At 67.9% G+C, this 18,048-nt stretch carries 20 protein-coding genes and 1 tRNA gene; 3 read left to right on the top strand and 18 right to left on the bottom strand.

Annotated elements, in window-relative coordinates:
• Positions 1 to 71: 71 nt before the first annotated feature.
• The 15 genes from FHD67_RS07305 to FHD67_RS20890 all read right to left on the bottom strand — a co-directional run bounded on the left by FHD67_RS07305 (position 72) and on the right by FHD67_RS20890 (position 11,285).
• Positions 72 to 596, bottom strand: coding sequence for a DUF6538 domain-containing protein (locus FHD67_RS07305; protein ID WP_139598322.1), 525 nt, complete (start codon positions 594 to 596; stop codon positions 72 to 74).
• A 61-nt stretch (positions 597 to 657) separates the two neighbouring features.
• Positions 658 to 733: transfer RNA gene (locus tag FHD67_RS07310), tRNA-Phe, on the bottom strand.
• A gap of 112 nt (positions 734 to 845) precedes the next feature.
• Positions 846 to 1,007: a DNA gyrase inhibitor YacG gene (locus tag FHD67_RS07315; RefSeq protein WP_139598323.1), complete on the bottom strand. Its 162-nt coding sequence runs from the start codon at positions 1,005 to 1,007 to the stop codon at positions 846 to 848.
• The gene (locus FHD67_RS07320; protein WP_139598324.1) at positions 1,007 to 2,062 is read right to left on the bottom strand and encodes a ribonuclease E/G; all 1,056 of its coding nucleotides are present in this window, start codon (positions 2,060 to 2,062) and stop codon (positions 1,007 to 1,009) included. The genes FHD67_RS07315 and FHD67_RS07320 overlap by 1 nt, the downstream gene beginning before the upstream one ends.
• Positions 2,059 to 2,661, bottom strand: a complete 603-nt coding sequence (locus tag FHD67_RS07325) for a Maf family protein (RefSeq protein WP_139598325.1) — start codon at positions 2,659 to 2,661, stop codon at positions 2,059 to 2,061. Before FHD67_RS07325 ends, FHD67_RS07320 begins: the two co-directional genes overlap by 4 nt.
• Positions 2,662 to 2,698: 37 nt before the next feature.
• Positions 2,699 to 2,917 carry a translation initiation factor IF-1 gene (gene infA, locus FHD67_RS07330; protein WP_010397442.1) on the bottom strand — a complete coding sequence of 73 codons (219 nt, stop codon included), beginning with the start codon at positions 2,915 to 2,917 and terminating at the stop codon, positions 2,699 to 2,701.
• A gap of 87 nt (positions 2,918 to 3,004) precedes the next feature.
• Complete coding sequence (locus tag FHD67_RS07335) at positions 3,005 to 4,114, bottom strand: FliM/FliN family flagellar motor switch protein (protein ID WP_139598326.1); 1,110 nt, start codon at positions 4,112 to 4,114, stop codon at positions 3,005 to 3,007.
• 61 nt (positions 4,115 to 4,175) lie between these two features.
• Positions 4,176 to 6,821, bottom strand: coding sequence for a sensor histidine kinase (locus tag FHD67_RS07340; RefSeq protein WP_045998906.1), 2,646 nt, complete (start codon positions 6,819 to 6,821; stop codon positions 4,176 to 4,178).
• Positions 6,811 to 7,086: a hypothetical protein gene (locus FHD67_RS07345; protein ID WP_045998905.1), complete on the bottom strand. Its 276-nt coding sequence runs from the start codon at positions 7,084 to 7,086 to the stop codon at positions 6,811 to 6,813. The genes FHD67_RS07340 and FHD67_RS07345 overlap by 11 nt, the downstream gene beginning before the upstream one ends.
• Positions 7,086 to 7,445, bottom strand: coding sequence for a response regulator transcription factor (locus tag FHD67_RS07350; protein ID WP_045998904.1), 360 nt, complete (start codon positions 7,443 to 7,445; stop codon positions 7,086 to 7,088). Before FHD67_RS07350 ends, FHD67_RS07345 begins: the two co-directional genes overlap by 1 nt.
• Positions 7,446 to 7,508: 63 nt before the next feature.
• Positions 7,509 to 8,798 (bottom strand): short-chain fatty acyl-CoA regulator family protein, encoded by a 1,290-nt coding sequence (locus FHD67_RS07355; protein WP_342775274.1) that lies wholly within the window; start codon positions 8,796 to 8,798, stop codon positions 7,509 to 7,511.
• Between the two features lie 3 nt (positions 8,799 to 8,801).
• A complete protein-coding gene (locus tag FHD67_RS07360; RefSeq protein WP_045998903.1) occupies positions 8,802 to 9,641 on the bottom strand; it encodes an ATP-binding protein in 840 nt (279 codons plus the stop codon).
• The gene (gene tatC, locus FHD67_RS07365) at positions 9,638 to 10,498 is read right to left on the bottom strand and encodes a twin-arginine translocase subunit TatC (protein WP_045998902.1); all 861 of its coding nucleotides are present in this window, start codon (positions 10,496 to 10,498) and stop codon (positions 9,638 to 9,640) included. The genes FHD67_RS07360 and tatC overlap by 4 nt, the downstream gene beginning before the upstream one ends.
• Entirely contained in the window at positions 10,499 to 10,990 is a 492-nt protein-coding gene (tatB, locus tag FHD67_RS07370) for a Sec-independent protein translocase protein TatB (RefSeq protein WP_045998901.1), read from the bottom strand.
• Positions 10,991 to 11,018: 28 nt separating this feature from the next.
• Positions 11,019 to 11,285 carry a twin-arginine translocase TatA/TatE family subunit gene (locus tag FHD67_RS20890; RefSeq protein WP_045998900.1) on the bottom strand — a complete coding sequence of 89 codons (267 nt, stop codon included), beginning with the start codon at positions 11,283 to 11,285 and terminating at the stop codon, positions 11,019 to 11,021.
• Between the two features lie 195 nt (positions 11,286 to 11,480).
• Between FHD67_RS20890 and FHD67_RS07380 the strand changes: the two genes are divergently transcribed.
• On the top strand, positions 11,481 to 12,101 hold the full coding sequence (locus tag FHD67_RS07380; RefSeq protein ID WP_045998899.1) for a MarC family protein: 621 nt from the start codon (positions 11,481 to 11,483) through the stop codon (positions 12,099 to 12,101).
• Positions 12,098 to 12,670 (top strand): retropepsin-like aspartic protease family protein, encoded by a 573-nt coding sequence (locus FHD67_RS07385; protein ID WP_240542430.1) that lies wholly within the window; start codon positions 12,098 to 12,100, stop codon positions 12,668 to 12,670. Before FHD67_RS07380 ends, FHD67_RS07385 begins: the two co-directional genes overlap by 4 nt.
• Here the strand turns inward: FHD67_RS07385 and FHD67_RS07390 are convergent.
• Together FHD67_RS07390 and FHD67_RS07395 are read right to left on the bottom strand one after the other, a co-directional pair.
• Complete coding sequence (locus FHD67_RS07390) at positions 12,667 to 13,914, bottom strand: Zn-dependent hydrolase (protein ID WP_139598327.1); 1,248 nt, start codon at positions 13,912 to 13,914, stop codon at positions 12,667 to 12,669. The two genes, FHD67_RS07385 and FHD67_RS07390, sit on opposite strands and share 4 nt — an antisense overlap.
• Positions 13,911 to 15,098, bottom strand: a complete 1,188-nt coding sequence (locus tag FHD67_RS07395) for a hypothetical protein (protein ID WP_139598328.1) — start codon at positions 15,096 to 15,098, stop codon at positions 13,911 to 13,913. Before FHD67_RS07395 ends, FHD67_RS07390 begins: the two co-directional genes overlap by 4 nt.
• A 158-nt stretch (positions 15,099 to 15,256) precedes the next feature.
• Between FHD67_RS07395 and FHD67_RS07400 the strand changes: the two genes are divergently transcribed.
• Positions 15,257 to 15,838 carry a MarR family winged helix-turn-helix transcriptional regulator gene (locus FHD67_RS07400; protein ID WP_139598329.1) on the top strand — a complete coding sequence of 194 codons (582 nt, stop codon included), beginning with the start codon at positions 15,257 to 15,259 and terminating at the stop codon, positions 15,836 to 15,838.
• Here the strand turns inward: FHD67_RS07400 and FHD67_RS07405 are convergent.
• Positions 15,742 to 18,015, bottom strand: coding sequence for an FdhF/YdeP family oxidoreductase (locus FHD67_RS07405; protein ID WP_139598330.1), 2,274 nt, complete (start codon positions 18,013 to 18,015; stop codon positions 15,742 to 15,744). The two genes, FHD67_RS07400 and FHD67_RS07405, sit on opposite strands and share 97 nt — an antisense overlap.
• Positions 18,016 to 18,048 lie beyond the last annotated feature (33 nt).

Below are 18,048 nucleotides of genomic sequence, written 5' to 3' on the forward strand. Positions count from 1 at the left end.
TCTCATTCGAATCTCCTCAGCTCACGCTACGAGAAAATTCTACGAATAAACCCCCTTAACGATGGGGAGGATTACCTACCGAATATGCGGGTGATACTGCTCCCGGCCATTCCTCGTGCGACCAATGCATCCCGAAACGCGTTTGCATCTTTTCGCGTATAGTCGCTCAAGCCTTTGTCGCCGCAGACATCAATGACATAGCCGCAGGAACGTTCAGCTGCCCGCCGGAAAGTTTCTGGTTTCCCGCACCCCTTGAGGCGAATGTACGTTGCCACACATTCAGAGAGCTTAAGCTGATTATTGGTGAGGGAAGGCTCATCTGGTTGTGGAGAAGCTGCCTGCTTGCTCATGTTCAATCGTAACATATGCTTGCCCGGTAGCTCGCTATCCTGTGCTCTAAGATGAAACCAGTATTCATCGAGTTGGCTGGCTGCACGAACCGCTCGTGCCGCCGCAACAGCAACCGATCTAGTTCGCAGCGAGTACGCAATCTTGTTTGAGGTGTAGTGCTTCTGCAGTTCCACAGGAATGCGCCGCACGAAGTAGAACACCCCCTCCTTGATAAAAGTATGAGGTGCTAATTTGTATACCGCCATGTTCTACGCCTTTGCCAAGATCGGACTTAGCTGAGGCTTTTCAATAGCTTGAATAAGAAAGTGGTGCCCGGAGACGGATTTGAACCGCCGACACGCGGATTTTCAATCCGCTGCTCTACCAACTGAGCTATCCGGGCCCCGGTGGACCCTGGCGGGTCTTGGGTAGGCGGTGTTTACGAAGCGACGGCAGAACTGTCCAGACCGAATCTGCGGTTTTTCGACGACCTGCGGCGCTTTTCGGCGCGCTGCTTAGTCGTCACCGGCATCATCGTGCGGCAGGTCCTCCAGCGGCGGGCCGGGGATGATATAGGCACCCCGCAGCCACTTGGCCAAGTCAACATCCGCACACCGCTTGGAACAGAACGGGCGATACTGCGGCTGGCTGTCCTTCTTGCAGATCGGGCAGGCCATCACGAATCCCCGCTTGCGGCGGCCAGTCGTGCCAGCGGCACGCGGTCACGCTTGCGCGTCAATTCGTAGAGGCCCATCGCGGTCCAACCGACCAAGGTCGTTTCCGACCCAGCCCCCCGGAAGGCCCCCTGCAGGACCTGATCCAGCGTCGCGCGGTCTCGCTTTGGCATAGGCGCAAAATCGACCACGATCTGTCCACCCAGACCGCGCAGCGCAAGCTGCCGGGGCAGTTCGCGGGCCAGCGCGATATTCGCTTTCAGTCCCGCGGCCAGCGAGGTGTCGTTGCCGGTGTTCACGTCGACCGCAACCAGCGCACGGGTCGCCTCGACATGCGCGTCGCTGCCGCCCGGCAGGGGCACGCGGGAAGACAACAGCGCATCGACGGCGTCCAGCACGCCGCAGCGATCAAAGCTGTCTTCGCCTTCCTCGACGGCGTCGGGGGCGGGCTCGGCCCAGTCCATCCATGCCAGCTCCCACGGCGTGGGCGCGTCCAGCAGGAGTTCGGGCGCGCCCACGGTTTCGGCGCAGACGCGATCCGCCAGTTCGATCAGGTCGTCCAACTCGGCGCGGATGTCGTCGTCCTCCGCGTCCAGGCAGACGCTGCGGAGGATCAGGCCATGATCGCGATCGCCCAGGGACGCCCGGCCGATCGCCTCCAGCTCATCCCGGCGATCCTCGTCGCGGATGCTGCGCGACACGTTGACCCCCGGCGCGCCCGGCGTGACCAGCGCGTGACGGCCGCGAAACAGCAGGCGCGTGGACAGGGGCACGGCCTTGCCGTCCTCGGCCACGCCCGCGACCTGGACCAGCAGCGGCTTACCCTCTGACACGCCCTTGCGATCGCGCAGATACCCCGTCTGGCCATCCGGCAGGCGCAGGAACACGCCGCCCTGCCCCTTCATGAAGCGGTTGGTCGAGGCACGACAGATCGCGCCGGGCGCCAGCGCGGTCAGCGGATCGCTGGCGACCAGCAGGTCGATCAGCTGACCGTCCTGCATCAGGGCTGCGGCTTCGAGGCCGAACAGATGCCCCAGAACGACTTGGCGACCCTTCATCGGGCGTCTTCCTTGATCTTGGGATGGATGCCGATCGCGGCCAGCATGGCGGCGGTTTCCGACAGAGGCAGGCCGACGACGGCCGAAAACGACCCCTCCAGCCACGGGATGAAGGCGGCCGCCGCCCCTTGGATGGCATAGCCGCCCGCCTTGCCCTGCCAGTCGCCCGCATCCAGGTACCGCTCCAGCGCGGCCGGATCGATCGATCGCATGCGGACCTTGGTCTCGACCAGGCGCAGGGCGGTGCGGGATCCGTGGCGCAGCGCGATGGCGGTCAGCACGACGTGCCGGCGCCCCGACATCAGCCGCATGAAGGCCGCAGCCTCGTCCCGATCGGCGGGCTTGCCCAGGATGCGGCGGCCCACGGCAACCGTGGTGTCGGCGGTCAGCAGTGCCTCACCCTCGGCCAGATCCAACGCGGCGGCCTTTTCGGCGGCCATGCGGCGGACATAATCACGGGGCGGTTCGGCCTTGCGGGGAGTCTCGTCGATATCGGCGGGGCGCAGCGCGTCGGGAACGATCCCGATCTGGGCCAGTAGTTCCAGCCGCCGCGGGCTGGCTGATCCCAGGATCAGCCTGGGGCGCGTATCGGCCATCATGCGGCCTCCGGTGGTGTCGGCCGTCCCGGGGGACGGCTTACTTGAAGCGGTAATTGATCCGCCCCTTGGTCAGGTCATAGGTGTTCATTTCCACCTGAACCTTGTCGCCGGCCAGAACACGGATGCGGTTCTTGCGCATCTTGCCTGCCATATGCGCGATGATCTCATGGCCGTTTTCAAGCTCGACCCGGAATGTCGCATTAGGCAGGAGTTCCTTCACGACGCCGGGGAATTCGAGCATTTCTTCCTTGGCCATGGTCACTCCGTTCTTGTCATCCCGTCAGATTCGGGACCGACGTTACATGCGACCAGAATGCGGGGAATTCAAGGAAAAAGCGCCCGGTCAGCCGCGCAGCGCCGTCAGGTCGGTGCCCGTGGCAAGCCCCAGGTCGTCAATCGACAGGCCCTGGGCGCGAAACGGGTCGGGCTGGGACAGGTCGCCCGGGGCATGCGCGGCCATCATCGCGGCTGCCTGGCCCATCACCGGGACCATGCCGTCATCGGTCGCGGCCGACGCGGGGTCGCGCAGACGGATCGCGTGGCATCCCTCGGCCTCGCCGAACTTTCCGGTGGCCAGGACCTGGCCGTCCTGCGTCTCCAGCGTGGCCTGTGTCAGACAGGTGCGCGGCAGGCTCAGCAGCCGCCCGTCCAGAAAACCCCGCAGCTCGGCCAGCGACACGCGCTTGCGGCACAGCACGCCGGTCACCGAGACGGGGGCGTCATGCATCGCCACGGCCAGGCTGACACGAACGGGGGCGGCGACCGGCGGCGCCGGGGCCGCGACAGGGGCGGCATCGGGGCGCGGACGCGCCTGGTTCGCGGGCTGCGGCAAGGCCAGCAGCACGCGTCCCTCGCGCATGTCGGGCGCCCCCATCGCAAGGTGGAACGACAGGCTGCGCAGCGGCCGATCCTCCAGCATCAGGGACAGGGGCCGGGGATCATCCAGATGGGTCAGGAACTGATAGCCGCCGACGGTCTCGAACCCCTCGACCCCCTCCATCTCGGCAGTCAGCTCTGTCAGCAGGGCGTTGATGAAGTCGGAACACAGCAGCGCGTCGCTGCGGGTGGGTCGGCGCCGCTCCAGCCCGCGCGACGTCACGCGTCCAAGGGCCTGCCATTCGACCAGCGCCGCCACCGCCTGCGGGCACAGCGCGATCGCCCCCAGCAGATCGCCCGGACCCTGCAGCACGACGACCAGCGGCAGTTCCGGCAGCAGCTCCGGCAGCTCTGCCAGCGTCAGCGCGCCGGGCTGGACGGACAGTGCCCGGACGGGCAGCTGGTACAGCCGGTCGGCGGCGCGTCCGATCGCGGTGGCGGCGGCGCGGGCCGGGGTCGGCGCGGGAGATGCGGGCAGCTGCGGGGCCCCGCCTTGGCCCAGCCTGACCTGCGCACGCGCCTGCAGCATGCGGCGCAAGACGCCAGGGGCTTGGGTGGCGGGGTCTGCATGGGTCATGTCACGTCCGAATCAGGCTGTCGCTGCCCGTTCAAAATGGACCGTCAGGATTGAGAAAGGGTTAACCGGAGGGCACCGGCGGCCGCGCCGGCAGCTGGATGCGGAACGCTGCACCCCCCTGCCCCGGCAGATAGCTGATGTCGCCGCCCAGGGTCAGCATGATCTCGCGGCAGATGGCCAACCCCAGGCCTGCGCCACCCGCACGGGCGGGGTCGTTCAGACGCGCGAACTTCTCGAAGATCAGCGTCTGGCGGCCGCTGTCGATGCCGCTGCCGTTGTCGACGATGTCGATGACCGCGCCGCCCCCTTCGGGATGACGGACGCGGATGATCAGCACCGGATGCGCCGCGTCGCAATACTTGCGCGCATTGCTGATGACGTTGATCAGCACCTGCAGCAGGCGGTCCGCATCGGTGATCAGGCCCAAGTGCTCCGACGGCAGGTCTCGGTCGATCAGAAAGCCGCGTTCCGGCCGCGTGGCCGACGCCGCGGCCAGCGCGCGCGTGATCAGGTCGTGCAGGTTTGCGACCGAGATCGTCAGCTGCGCCCGCCCGCTTTCCAGCACGGACAGATCCAGAAGGTCGTCCAAGAGCCGCGTCAGGCGGCCGGCCTCGTCATGGATAATGCCTGCGAACTTGCCGCGCTCCTCTGGGGTCAGGTCGGGCTCCTTGAGGATCTCCGAGAACGCCCGGACCGAGGTCATGGGCGTGCGCAGCTCGTGGCTGATCTGGCCCAGGAAGGCGTCCTTCTGGACCGACAGGGCGGTCAGCTTGTCGTTGGCCTCGCGCAGCTGGCGGGCGGTGCGGGTCAGTTCGGCCTGCGCGGCCTCAAGGCGCTGCGTCTCCTCCTTGGCGCGCTGCGCCTCGTCTGCGACCTGCAGGAGGTCGGCCACCGTCAGCGCGACGCCCCCCGCCACGCGGTCGATCATCGCGTGCGCCGTGGCCGATCCGATGGACCCCGCCAGCCGCCGCTCCAGCCGGGTCAGGAACCGGGGCGTTAGGTCGGGCAGATAGCCGGTCTTGCCCTGCGCCCGCGCCTCGGCCTGGAAATAGCGCAGCGCGGCGTCCGGTCCCCAGACCCGCCGCGCCATGGCCAACAGCGGCTCGGCCCGGTCGTCGGCGCGCAGCATGCGGCTGTGGCGGATCGGCTCGACCGCGGACACGAAGGACAGGCCCTGCAGGCGTTCCACCGGGTCCGGGAACCCGAAGATCGACACTCCGATGAAGGCCAGCGTGTTCAGCGTCAGGGACAGCGCCACGGCGGCCGTCCAGGGATCGACCCCCGGCGGCACCGGCAGATCGCCCCCCACCCCCACCGACGGCAGGAAGATCAGCGCCATCCACAGGACCGACCCCGTGCCGATGCCAGCATAGGCGCCCTTGCGGTTCGCGCCGCGCCACAACAGCCCACCCAGCATCGCGGGCAGCACCTGCGCCATGCCGGTGAAGGCCACAAGCCCCATCGCGGCCAGTGCCGCCGTGCCCCCCGACGCCTGGTGATAGACCCAGCCCGCCGCGACCACCGCCAGGATCGCGACCCGCCGCGCGTTCAGCACGAAGCCGCGCAGATCGTCGGTCTCGTCCGGGGCGGGGATGCGGCGCAGCGCCAGCCAGGCGGGGACCAACCAGTGGTTCGACACCATCGTGGCGACCGCGATCGCACACATGACGACCATCGACGTCGCCGCCGAAAACCCGCCCAGGAACACCAGCAGCGCCAGCATGTCCTGGCCCGCCGCCGCGGGAAGGGTCAGCACGTAGAGGTCCGGGTCCGACCCCGCAGGCAGCAGTTCGCGCCCCATCACCGCAATGGGCAGCACGAACAGCGACATCACGAACAGATAGGCCGGAAAGGCCCAGCCCGCGACATGCAGGCGCTCCTCGTCCGCGGCCTCGACCACCATGACCTGGAACATGCGCGGCAGGGTCAGGATGGCGGCGGCGGACACCAGGATCAGCGCGGTCCAGCGGTCGGGCTTGAGCAGCCAGCCCTGCGCCACGTCGGGATCGGCCGCGGCACGGGCGATGCGCGCCAGCATGTCCGCAGGCCCGTCGGCCAGCCCCCAGACCACGAATAGTCCAAGCGCCACGAAGGCCGCCAGCTTAACGACCGCCTCCAGCGCGATCGCCGTGACGACGCCGTGGTGGCGTTCATCCGCCGCCAAGTTGCGGGTGCCGAACAGGATGGTGAACAGCGCAAGCCCCGCCGCGACCCACAGGGCCGTTCCCCCCATCGCGCCCGCATCGGCGCCGTTGGGAACGTCGGTGGCGAAGATGTCGAAGGACAGGCGCACCGATTGCAGCTGCAGCGCGATATAGGGGGTCGATGCGATGACCGCGATCAGCGTGACGATGGCCGCCAGCCGGTTCGATTTCCCGAACCGGGCCGAGATCAGGTCCGCGACCGAGGTGACGTGATGCATCCGCGCAACCCGCACCAGCCGCCTCAGCCCCCACCACGCCCCGGTGAAGACCAGCGTCGGTCCCAGATAGATCGTCGCGAATTCCAGCCCGGACCGGGACGCATAGCCCACCGCGCCATAGAACGTCCATGCCGAACAATAGACCGACAGCGACAGCGTATAGACCAGCGGATGGTCCAGCCAGCGTACATGCCCGCGCGCCGCCGCCCGGTCGGCGGCATAGGCGACCCCGAACATCAGCGCGACATAGGCGAGGCAGGCGCCGACCAGCGCCTCAAAGGGCATCGGGGTCCCCCGTCGGCGCCTCGGCGCGCATGGTCGCGGCCTCGGCCCGCAGCAGGGCGCGGTGCAGCGCGCGGATGACCACGATCAGCACCGCCCATAGGCCGAACAGCCAGACCGCGCCCCCGGCATAGGACAGGCTGCCCGGCATCCACCAGACCGGCACCAGCAGCAGCATCATCGTCATCACCGGCAGCACCCGCGCCGCATCGCCAAGGCGGCGGCGATGGAACGAGGCGCGTTCCAGAAACAGCGGCCGGTCGGGCATCAGGCCAGCATCCGGCGCACCGTCGCGCGCAGTTCCTGGTTGTCGAAAGGCTTGGCCAGCACCGCATCCGCGCGCGCGCCGTCATCGCCGGTCTGCCCCCGCGCAGTCAGCATCAGCACCGGGGTCGCAGCCAGGTCGGCGTCATCGGCAGCGCGCAGATCCTGCAGGATCTCCGTCCCCGACCGGTTGGGCAGCATCAGGTCCAGGATCACCAGGCGCGGGCGCGCGGCCAGGATCGCCTCGATGCCGCCGGCGCCGTCGGGATGCAGATCGACCGACCACCCCTCGCGCGACAGGATGAAGCGCACCGCCTCGGCGATGTTGGGCTCGTCCTCGATCATCAGGATGTCCGGCTGCATCCGCCCTCCCCGCGTGCGGCCCGGCGGGCCGGGGCGGATCATGGGCCGGATCACGGCCCCGTGTCAAAGGGACCTTTGCGCCTGCCCGCCCTGCGGCACCAGGATCGAGGGTTCGCGGCGCGCAGGACAGTCGGCACGCGGGCAGATCCGGCAGGCGGGCCCGATGGGCAGCGCATCTTCGGGGGACGGTCCGTCGAACGGCAGGATCAGCATCAGCGCCTCGGTCAGCAGCGGGCCGTCCAGGCCAAGGGGCTGACGGCGCTGCGCAAAGGACAGGGTGCGGAACGCGCGCCCGTCCGGGGTGACGACGATCCGTGCCAGCGCCACCTGCGGCACCGCCAGGGCGTGATACAGCGGCCACAGCGCACAGCTGTCACCAGGACGTGGCAGCGCAAATCCCTGCGCGGCGCGACGCAGGGTCAACACGCCCGATCCGTCGCAGACCAGCAGGCCGGCGCCCTGGAACCCCTCGGGGCGAAGATCGGCCAGCCGCCGGATCACCAGGTCCAGGGGCTGGCCAAGCCGCGCGGCCAGCCGCACCGGGTCGGGCGGCGTTCCCGCCGCGGGGATCGCCTCGGTCAGCGTGCGGTCCGACAGCGCGTCCCGGTCGTCCAGCAGCCCGGCCAACAGATCCGCGGCCATCGCCCGCGCCGCATCCGAGGTCAGATCGCCCGGATCGGGGTCCGCATCGCCGGGTTCGGCCAGCCAGGCCTCGACCTCCTCCTGGGGGGTGGTGGCCTGACCTTCGGCTTCGAAGCTGTCCAGATAGGCGACCAGGGCCTGTGCGGTCAGCGACAGACGCTGGCTGTCCTGGTGCAGGTTCGCATGGAACCGCTGGCGCCATTCGGCGGAAATCTCGCCCTCCTCGACCAGGATCGCCGCGGTGGAGCGGACCGAGGTCACGGCCGACAGCACCTCGTGCAGTGTGGTCAGCAGATAGGGATCGCGGGTCATGCGGTCGGACAGGTCGACCAGTTGCCGTTCCAGTCCGGCACCCCGCCGCGCATGGGCGATCAAAAGGCCCGACCAGCCCGGAAAGCGGGCCAAGAATTCGGTGATCTGGTCCAGTTCTGGCACGGTGCCCACGGCGACGGGATGGGCCGCGGCCTCGCGCAGGGCCGCGATGCGGACCTCCTCGCGGCCTTCGGCCAGCTCGTCGGGGGGAACCTCCAGAACCTCGGCCAGGCGGGCGATCAGGTCGGCGCCGACGGGGCGGCGATTGTGTTCGATCAGGTTCAGATAGGCGGGAGAAATGCCCACGGCGCGCGCGATGTCGGCCTGGCGCCGGGCCATCGCCAGGCGGCGTTCCCGGATCCGCGTCCCCGTCAGGACGGTGGCTGCGCGTGCGGGCACGGCCTAGACCGCCAGACCGTGGCGCCCGGCAAGATCGGTGAAGAACTGCCACGCGACGCGTCCCGATCGCGCACCGCGCGTGGCCTGCCATTCGATCGCCTGCGCCCGCAGATCACCGGGATCGACCGAAAGCCCGTAGGCCGCGCAATAGCCGTCGATCATCGCCAGGAACTGATCCTGGTCGCAGGGATGAAAGCCAAGCCACAAGCCAAAGCGGTCAGACAGGGACACCTTTTCCTCGACCGCCTCTCCGGGGTGGATGGCGCTGGCGCGTTCGTTGTCGATCATCTCGCGCGGCATCAGGTGGCGGCGGTTCGAGGTCGCATAGAGGATCACGTTCGCGGGCCGCCCGCTGATCCCGCCATCCAGCACCGCCTTCAGCGACTTGTACTGGGTGTCGTCGTGGCTGAAGGACAGATCGTCCGCGAACAGCACGAAGCGCCGCTCGGGTGCCGCGCCCAGGATCGCTAGCAGCCGTCCGACCGAATGCAGGTCGTCGCGGGCGATCTCGACCAGGACCAGCGGCAGGCCTTGGGCCACGGCCTCGGCATGGACCGCCTTGACCAGCGACGACTTGCCCATGCCGCGCGCGCCCCACAGCAGGGCGTTGTTAGCCCCAAGGCCACGCGCGAACTGCAGCGTGTTGTCCAGAAGCGTGCGCCGCGACCGGTCGATGCCGATCAGCTGGTCCAGCGGCACCCCGGCGACATGCGCCACGGGCACCAGCCGGTCGGGGTCGGCCTGCCACACGAATGCCGTGGCCTCGTCGAACCGGGGCACCGGAACGGCCGGCGGGGCCAGCCGTTCAAGCGCATCGGCGATGCGCGTCAGCGCAGCCGTCATTCGTCATCCTCGATCCACAGGCCCTGGGCCCGCAGGTCACGCTCGCGCACCACCTCGATGCGGCGGACGATCTGGATCGAGATCTCGTAAAGGCCATAGACAACCGAGAACAGCACCAGCTGGCTGCCGACATCGGGCGGCGTCAGGCAGGCGGCCAGCGTCAGGATGATCACCACGGCATAGCGGCGCGTGTTGGCCAGCGATTGCGACGACACCAGCCCCGCCCGGCCCAGCAGCGCCAGCGCGACGGGCAGCTGGAACGACAGGCCAAAGGCTAGGATGAACCGCGTGGTCAGGGTCAGATACTCGCTGACAGAACCCTGGAACACGATGCCGGCCAGCCGGCTTCCCTCGCCCGCCACGGCCGCCGGATCGTCCGGCAGGGCCAGCGGACCCTGCTGAAAGCCCAGGAAGAACGCGAAGACCATCGGCAGGATGATGTAATAGGCGAAGGCGGCGCCCAGCACGAACATGATGGGCGATGCCAGAAGGAAGGGCAGAAAGGCGCGGCGTTCACTTTTGTACAGGCCCGGCGCAACAAAGCGCCACAGCTGGTACCCGATCACCGGAAACGACAGGATGAACCCGCCGAAGAAGGCGATGCGGATCGCGACCGAGAAGCCCTCCTGCAGCTTCAGCAGGATCAGGCCGCATTCCTGGCCCCGCTCCTCAAGCGCGGCGCAGATGGGCCGGGTCAGGAAGTTGTAGATCGGGTTCCAGACCAGGTAGGCCAGGATCATCGCCACAACCAGGGCCAGCACGGACCAGATGATCCGCGTGCGCAGTTCCTTGAGATGTTCGATCAGGGGGGCCGAGCTGCCGTCGAGATCGTCGTCGATCGGGGTATGCGCTGACACTTACAGGTCCTTCGTGTCCGTCCGCCGCACGCCTGAGATGCGGCGGCGCGAATCGGGATTGGGCGCCACGTCGGCGGCAGGCTGGGTGGCCGTGTTCGCAGGCTGGACCGTCGGCACGGCGGGCGCCGCGGGGATGGCCGCATCTGCGCCCTTGTCCGTGACCGGGGCCGCGGGGTCTGGCTGGATGCGCTGGCCCATGTTGGTCTTGGGGTCCCACTTCTCGAACTTGGTGACCGCGCGGTCCAGCGCGTCCAAGCCACGGCTGTTCTTCGAGGTCATCGAGGACAGGTTCTTCATCCCCTTGGCCGCGTCGTCCAGGCCGCTGGCCTTGGCCGCATCCTCCATCGCGCTGGTGAACTCGCGGGCCATCGACCGGGCGCGCGAGGTCAGCCGCCCAAGCGTATGGAACAGCTTGGGCAGATCCTCGGGGCCGATGACGACAAGCGCGACAACCCCGATCAGCAGCAACTCGCTCCAGCCGATATCAAGCATTCGGGAACTCGACCTTGGGGCGCACGGTTCAGGTGCGGGTGTCGGTATGCGGCGTCACGTCGCGTGCATCGGTGCCCGGGACGGTGTGGACCGGTGCGACGGGCTGGGTTGGGGTGTCCAGGCTTGCCGCAGGCTTGTCGGCGGTCTGTTCGGCGGAAGGATCGTTCAGGCCCTTCTTGAAGGCGGTGATTCCCTTGCCGAATTCGCCCATCAGGGACGAAACCTTGCCGCGTCCGAACAGGACGAGGACGACGATGGCGATGACCAGAAGGGCCATGGGGGACGGTGCGTGCATTTCAGTTCTCCGTACCGGTGTCAGGCCGTTGACCTGATTTCAAGGACTGCAATCAACTATAGGCCCAGTCCGCAGCCGTTGAAAGCCCACCCGGCGCGATAAAGCCCCGCCCCCCTCCGGCGCGGCCTGCGATGACGCGATTTTGACGGCGCGTCCCGGCTTGGCAGGGGCGGCGCGGCACGCGATAAGGGCCGCATGGACCTGCAGCTGTACCTGACCGCCTTCGTCACCCTGTTCGTGGTCATCGACCCGATCGGCCTGGCCCCGATCTTCATCGCGCTGACCCCCGGCCAGTCGGGGGCGGAACGCCGCCGCATCGGCGCGCGGTCGCTGGTCATCGCCGCCGTCCTGCTGACGCTGTTCGGCCTGACGGGCGATGCGATCCTGTCGGCGATCGGCATCTCGATCTCGGCCTTCCGCATCGCGGGGGGGCTGCTGCTGTTCCTGACCGCGCTGGACATGCTGTTCGAACGCCGCACCGAACGCCGCGAAGGCCAGGCCGACGGAGACCAGCCCAGCCACGACCCCTCGGTCTTTCCGCTGGCCATGCCGCTGCTGGCCGGGCCCGGCGCGCTGGCCACCATGATCCTGCTGGTCGGAGAGAACCAGGGTGTGGGTCATGTCGTCATGGTCCACCTGATGATGCTGATCGTGCTGGGCATCTGCATGGTGCTGTTCGCGCTGGCGACGCCGTTGGCGCGCGCGCTCGGGCGCACGGGGGTGATGGTCGTCACCCGGCTGCTGGGCATGCTGCTGGCGGCGCTGTCGGTGCAGTTCGTGATCGACGGGCTGCGCGGATCGGGCCTGTTCGGGTGAGCGGCGACGACATCGCCCGCCTGGCCTTCTATGCGATGCTGCTGGTCGTGATCGGCGGCGCGATGGTGTTCGAATTCGCGGGCCGGGGCGGCCGCGCCCTGCGCGCGCTGCTGATGTGGGCGGTGATCATCGCCGGGCTGGCCGCCGGATACGACTGGTGGCAGCAGACCTATGGCCCCCGCCAGCAGGTGCTGGAAAACGGCGCCCGGATCGAGGTTCCCGCAGGCCCCGGCGGCCATTTCCACCTGGAAGCCGTGCTGAACGGCACGCCCATCGACTTCATCGTGGACACCGGCGCCACCAGCGTCGCGCTCAGCCGCGACGATGCGCGTGCGATCGGGCTGGACCCCGACACGCTGCGCTTTGGCGGCCAGGCAGTGACGGCCAACGGCCGCGTGGCGACGGCCCCCGTGACCATCGCAGAATTTGCCATCGGCGATGCGGTGGACCGCGACGTGCGCGCCGTGGTGATCGACAGCGCGCTGCAGGACAGCCTGCTGGGCATGTCCTATCTGCGCCGCTTTGCCCGTGTCAGCTTCGAAGGCGACCTACTGATCCTGGAACGCTAGCGCGGCATCGCGCCGGCCATCTGGCGGATGGTCGCAAAGATCACGTCGATGCCGCGCGCCAGCTGGGCATAGTCGGTCCATTCCTCGGGAGCATGCGATATGCCGCCCCGGCTTGGCACGAAGATCAGCCCCGTGGGCGCGAAACCCGCCATGATCATGGCGTCATGGCCCGCGCCGCTGACCATGACCCGATGCGACACGCCAAGCGCCTCGGCCTGCGCGGACAGGGCCGCGTGGATCTGACCCGACAGCGGCGTGGGCGCGGCATAAAGCTGTCGTTCCACCTGGGCGGTCAGGCCGTTGCCCTGCGCATGCGCCACGGCGCCCTGCACCATCTCGATCAGGCGCAGCACGTCCTCCTCGGCGGGGGCGCGCAGATCGACGGTGAAGGTCACCAGATCGGGGATCACGTTCGCACCACCGGGCAGCACCTCCATCTTGCCCACGGTCAGCACCGATTGCCGCCCCACCTGCCGCGCCAGATCGGGCAGCAGCGACAGGATGCCGACCGCACCCGTCAGCGCGTCGCGGCGTTGATCCATCGGCGTGGTGCCGGCATGGCCCGCCTGACCGCGCACGGTCACGCGCAGCTGCGCCAGCCCCACGATGCGGTCGACGATGGCGATGTCCTGACCCTCGGTTTCCAGCACCGGGCCCTGTTCGATATGCAGTTCCAGAAACGCATGCACCGATCCGGGCGCCAGGGCCGCCTGCCCCGCCCGTGCCGGGTCCAGTCCGTAATCGGTCATCGCCTGCGCGGCCGACACGCCCGCATCGTCGCGCAGGTCGTCCAGACCGGCCGGGTCCACCTGCCCGGTCAGCAACCGCGATCCGAACAGGCCGCCGCCGAAGCGGGTGCCCTCCTCCTCGATCAGGGCCACCACCTCGATGGGGCGATCCGGCTGCAGGCCGAGGTCGCGAAACAGGAACGCGGTCTCGATCCCCGCCACGACGCCCGCCGGGCCGTCGAACCGCCCGCCATTGGGAACCGAATCCAGATGCGATCCGACCAGGATCGGCGCCAGATCCGGGCGCCTGCCCTCAAGCCGGCCAAAGATGTTGCCAACGGCGTCCTCTCGGACCTCCAGCCCGGCCTCGACCATCTGGCCCGCCACGAAATCGCGCGCGGCGCGGTATTCGGGGCTGTAGGTCAGCCGGGTCGTACCCCTGCCGGGGGTTGCGTTGAAACGGTCGATGCCCTCGATCAGCGCCTCGATCCGGCGTGCATCCGCAAATCCTGTCATCCGATCAGCCCCACGAACAAACCTGCCAGCACGACCGACACCATCGTCACCGTGACAAAGCCCGCGACCAGCATCGGCGGCAGCAGATGCGCGGTCAATGCCTCGCGTTCGGCGGCATCGTCGGTCAGCGTGTCGATGACGTCCTTGGTGATGATGTAATCGGCGGGAAACCCGTACAGCGCGGTCAGCGAGCAGGCAAAGGCCATCGCGGGCGTGATGCCCAGCAGACGCCCCACGATCCAGGACGCGATGTACATGCCCACCAGCCCGATCGCGATGATGGTGACCAGCGGCACGGCCAGTTGGCCCAGCATCTCGGGCGTTGCGCGCTTCAGCCCGTCGAAGATGAAGACCATCAGAACCAGCACGGTAAAGCCGAAGGCATTGGCCTTGCGCAACGGCTCACGCTCCAGGAACCCGACCGACGTCGCGATGACGCCGAAGACCAGGCACAGCACGAAGGGGCTGATGGTGACGACCGGCGCGGCCAGTTCGGACAGGCCCCAGGCCGCAAAGGCCACGACCCCAAGCCGCAGCATCTTGAAGTAGACGGTGTCATAGGCAGCGGGCAAACGCGCGAACAGGCGCGGCGGCATCGGCGCATCGGCGCTGTCGGCCACCGGTGCCGCCCCCTGCCAGCGGCCCGCGCGGTGCAGGTCCAGAACGCGCCGCCCTTCGCGCTTCAGCATGATGGCGGTCAGCGGATAGCCCGCAAAGCCCTGCATCACATAGATCAGGATCGCCAGAACCGACAGCGCCTGCAGGCCCGCGTCCGCTGCCGCCTGCGACATGATCAGCGACGCCACCACCCCACCGACCAGCGGCGGCGTCGCCACGACCACCGTCTGCCAGTCCAGCAGCATCACGCCCAGGGTGAACAGCAGTGCCACGATGCCGCCGATCCCGGCCAGCGCCACGACGACGGTGCGCCACTGCCGTGCCAGTTCGGCAAAGGACAGAAGCGTCCCCATGTTGGTGATCAGCAGGTACATGGCCAGAAAGACGATCGGCGTCTGGAACCCGGCCACCTGGACGATGTCCTCGGGGAAGAAGGTCCAGTAGCCCACCAGGAACAGGATCGCGCAGACGAAGACCGACGGCAGCCAGGACCGCGTCCGGGTGGAGACGACATCGCCGATCCACAGGATCAGCGCCAAGATGGAGAAGGCCAGCAATTGCGGCATGGGTCCAAGCCTTTCGGATCAGGATCTGTCAAAGAGCGGCCGCATGACGCAACAAACCCCGCGCGCCGGCCGTGAGGCGCGTTACAATTGATCCATCTGGATGTATTGTGCAACGGTCAATCGTCGCGTCCACGCGACGGCCACGACAGGAGAAGCCGATGCAGACCGACGACCCCAATGCGATGCTGGCGCAGCTGCTGGACAGCGACCTGTCAGAGCTGCTGTCGATCAGCTATGTCGTGCTTGCCAACAACCAGGTAACGAACCGCCATATCGAGCGTGTCCACGACATGCCCGTGCAATGCTGGTCCGCGCTGTTGGCGACGGTCAGCTTTCCGGGACTCCGGGCACGCGATCTGCTTCACCTGTTCCCGCGCCCGCAGAACACCGTCAGCCGCGCCTTGGCCCTGCTGGAAGCGCGCGGTCTGATCGAACAGCGTCCCTGCCCTCAGGATGCGCGGGCCAAGCGGCTGTATCCGACCCCGGACGGGTCCGACGTGCTAGCCACGATCCGCCAGACCGCAAGGCTGCGTCAGGACGAGATATTCGGCGTGCTGGATGCCGGGGAACGGGCGACCTTTCTGGCATTATGCCGAAAGATCGCCGCCGGACCACGGCTGGTGAGATCGCAGGTGATGCCCGATCAGGCCAGGCGGACCGGGATGCCCTTGGACGCCGGGGTGTCCGATGCCAGATCCCCGCGCGACAGGGGCGACAGCGGGTTCAGCTCCGGGAAGTAGCCGGCCAGACAGCCGCGCGGGATGTCATAGGGGATGACGCGCAGCCCCTGGACCCGCCGCGCGATCCCGTCCTCGGCGGCCGAGGTGAGGGTGATGCGCTGCTCCGCGGCCAGCCCCGCCGCCGCCATGTCGTCGGGCGACATCATCACCAGCATGCGGTCGCCCTCGATCCCGCGCAGGCGGTCGGACATGCCATAGACGGTAGTGTTGAACTGATCATTCGACCGCAGCGTCATCAGGCGGTACACGCCTTTCTGCGCGCCAAGTCCTGTCGCGTCCAGATCGGCGGGTCGCGTGAACTGCGCGCGGCCGCTCTCGGTCTTCCAGACACGGTTTCGGGCGGCGTTGTCGCGATAAAATCCGCCCGGCTGGTTCATTCGGGTCTCGAAATCGCGGAAATCATCAGGATAGACCGCCTCGATCAACGCGCGGATGCGGGCATGATCGCCTGCCCAGTGCCTCCACGGCATCTTGGGGTTGGGGTCCAGGGTCGCGTCGGCCATCCGGGCGATGATCTCGGTCTCGGACAGCAGGTGCGGGCTAGCGGGCGTGCGATTGCCGATCGATCCATGAATATGGCTGAAGCTGTCCTCGACCGAGACCTGCTGGTTCACGCCACCCTGCATGTCCTGTTCGGCCCGGACCAGGCAGGGCAGGATCCAAGACGCCTGTCCCGGCATCAGGTGGGTGCGGTTCAGGCGCGTCGCCACGTGGACGGTCAACGGCATCGACCGCCAGGCGTCGGCCACGCGATCGGTGTCGGGCACCGCGCGCGCAAGGTTGCCGCCCAAGCCCACGAACCCTGTGGCCCGCCCTTCCAGCAGCGCCTCGACGAAGGTGGTGGTGTTCCACCCCTCCTCCATCGGCGGCTGCATGTCGAACAGCGCGCGCAGGCGGTCGTTCGGGACAAGGTCGGGCTTTTCGGTGATGCCGACGGTGCGCTGCCCCTGCACGTTGGAATGGCCACGGACCGGGCTGCAGCCTGCACCCTTGCGCCCGATATTTCCGCGCAACAGCAGCAGGTTGACCAGCGCGCCGATGGCGTCCGACCCATGGACATGTTGCGTCAGGCCCATGCCATAGACGCCGATCACGGCACGCGACCGGGCATAGATCGCACCGATCCCCTCCATCGCCGCGCGGGTCAGGCCGCTGACCTGCTCCAGTTCGGTCCAGTCGGTCGCATCGACCCAATCCATCCAGTCCTGCAACCCATGCGCATGCCTGTTCAGGAAGTCATGATCCAGCACGCCTCCCCGGCTGCGTTCCAACGCCAGCACATGCTTGGCGATACCGGTCAACGCGGCGATGTCGCCGCCCGCGCGCACCTGCAGATAGCGGTCGGCGATCTCGGTGGGTGCGCCCACGGTCATCTGCCACGGGCTTTGCGGGTTCGCGAACTCCAGCAGACCCTTCTCGCGCAGCGGGTTGATGGCCACGATGCAACAGCCGCGCTTGGCCGCCTGCTGCAGCGGGTGCAGCAGGCGGGGGCTGTTCGTGCCGGGGTTCTGGCCGATCTGCAGGATCATGTCGCAATGGTCGAAATCCTCCAGCACGCAGGTGCCGACAGGCGATCCGACAACGGTCTTGAGCCCCACGGATGTCGTCTCATGGCACATGTTCGAGCTGTCGGGCAGGTTCACATGCCCATAAGCACGCGCATACAGCCCGTACAGGAACGACGCTTCCAGCCCCGCCTTGCCCGAGGCATAGAATGTCACGGTCTTGGGGTCCAGCGCACGCAGACCTTGGCCGATCTCGGCAAAGGCCTCATCCCACGTGGTTTCCAGATAGCGGTCGCTGGACGCATCATAGCGCAGGGGGTGCGTCAGCCGTCCCGCCATCTCCAGATCGTATTCGGACCAGGTGGCCAGTTCGGCCACCGTGTGGTCCAGAAAGAAGTCGGGCCCGCAGCGCTCCGAGGTCAGGTCCCACAACGTCGCCTTGGCGCCGTTCTCGCAGAATTCGACGACATGCGGGTTGGGCGGCTTGCCCCAAGCGCAGGACGCGCACATCATGCCGCCCGCCTTGTTCTGACCCCGCAAGGTTTCCAACGCGCCCGGCCCCGGCTTTGCGGCACGGGCCACCTGGGCCATCCCCTTCGCCGATCCCCACCCCCCGACGGGGCCGTCATAGGAAAAAACGCGGTCGTCGGTCTTGGGCTGGTCGTCGGACATGTCGGGCTCCTGTCAGGGGTTCGGGGGCGGCGC

Source organism: Paracoccus haeundaensis (genome assembly GCF_006239215.1).
Lineage (GTDB): Bacteria > Pseudomonadota > Alphaproteobacteria > Rhodobacterales > Rhodobacteraceae > Paracoccus > Paracoccus marcusii.

Excerpts from the sequence above, each read along its gene's own strand:
- FHD67_RS07400 (WP_139598329.1), top strand. The coding sequence starts at position 15,257 with ATGCAGACCGACGACCCCAATGCGATGCTGGCGCAGCTGCTGGACAGC.
- FHD67_RS07335 (WP_139598326.1), bottom strand. The coding sequence starts at position 4,114 with ATGACCCATGCAGACCCCGCCACCCAAGCCCCTGGCGTCTTGCGCCGC.
- FHD67_RS07350 (WP_045998904.1), bottom strand. The coding sequence starts at position 7,445 with ATGCAGCCGGACATCCTGATGATCGAGGACGAGCCCAACATCGCCGAG.
- FHD67_RS07340 (WP_045998906.1), bottom strand. The coding sequence starts at position 6,821 with ATGCCCTTTGAGGCGCTGGTCGGCGCCTGCCTCGCCTATGTCGCGCTG.
- tatB (WP_045998901.1), bottom strand. The coding sequence starts at position 10,990 with ATGCTTGATATCGGCTGGAGCGAGTTGCTGCTGATCGGGGTTGTCGCG.
- FHD67_RS07325 (WP_139598325.1), bottom strand. The coding sequence starts at position 2,661 with ATGATGGCCGATACGCGCCCCAGGCTGATCCTGGGATCAGCCAGCCCG.
- FHD67_RS07320 (WP_139598324.1), bottom strand. The coding sequence starts at position 2,062 with ATGAAGGGTCGCCAAGTCGTTCTGGGGCATCTGTTCGGCCTCGAAGCC.
- FHD67_RS07305 (WP_139598322.1), bottom strand. The coding sequence starts at position 596 with ATGGCGGTATACAAATTAGCACCTCATACTTTTATCAAGGAGGGGGTG.
- FHD67_RS20890 (WP_045998900.1), bottom strand. The coding sequence starts at position 11,285 with ATGCACGCACCGTCCCCCATGGCCCTTCTGGTCATCGCCATCGTCGTC.
- infA (WP_010397442.1), bottom strand. The coding sequence starts at position 2,917 with ATGGCCAAGGAAGAAATGCTCGAATTCCCCGGCGTCGTGAAGGAACTC.
- FHD67_RS07315 (WP_139598323.1), bottom strand. The coding sequence starts at position 1,007 with ATGGCCTGCCCGATCTGCAAGAAGGACAGCCAGCCGCAGTATCGCCCG.
- FHD67_RS07405 (WP_139598330.1), bottom strand. The coding sequence starts at position 18,015 with ATGTCCGACGACCAGCCCAAGACCGACGACCGCGTTTTTTCCTATGAC.
- FHD67_RS07345 (WP_045998905.1), bottom strand. The coding sequence starts at position 7,086 with ATGCCCGACCGGCCGCTGTTTCTGGAACGCGCCTCGTTCCATCGCCGC.
- FHD67_RS07360 (WP_045998903.1), bottom strand. The coding sequence starts at position 9,641 with ATGACGGCTGCGCTGACGCGCATCGCCGATGCGCTTGAACGGCTGGCC.
- FHD67_RS07390 (WP_139598327.1), bottom strand. The coding sequence starts at position 13,914 with ATGACAGGATTTGCGGATGCACGCCGGATCGAGGCGCTGATCGAGGGC.
- FHD67_RS07395 (WP_139598328.1), bottom strand. The coding sequence starts at position 15,098 with ATGCCGCAATTGCTGGCCTTCTCCATCTTGGCGCTGATCCTGTGGATC.
- FHD67_RS07380 (WP_045998899.1), top strand. The coding sequence starts at position 11,481 with ATGGACCTGCAGCTGTACCTGACCGCCTTCGTCACCCTGTTCGTGGTC.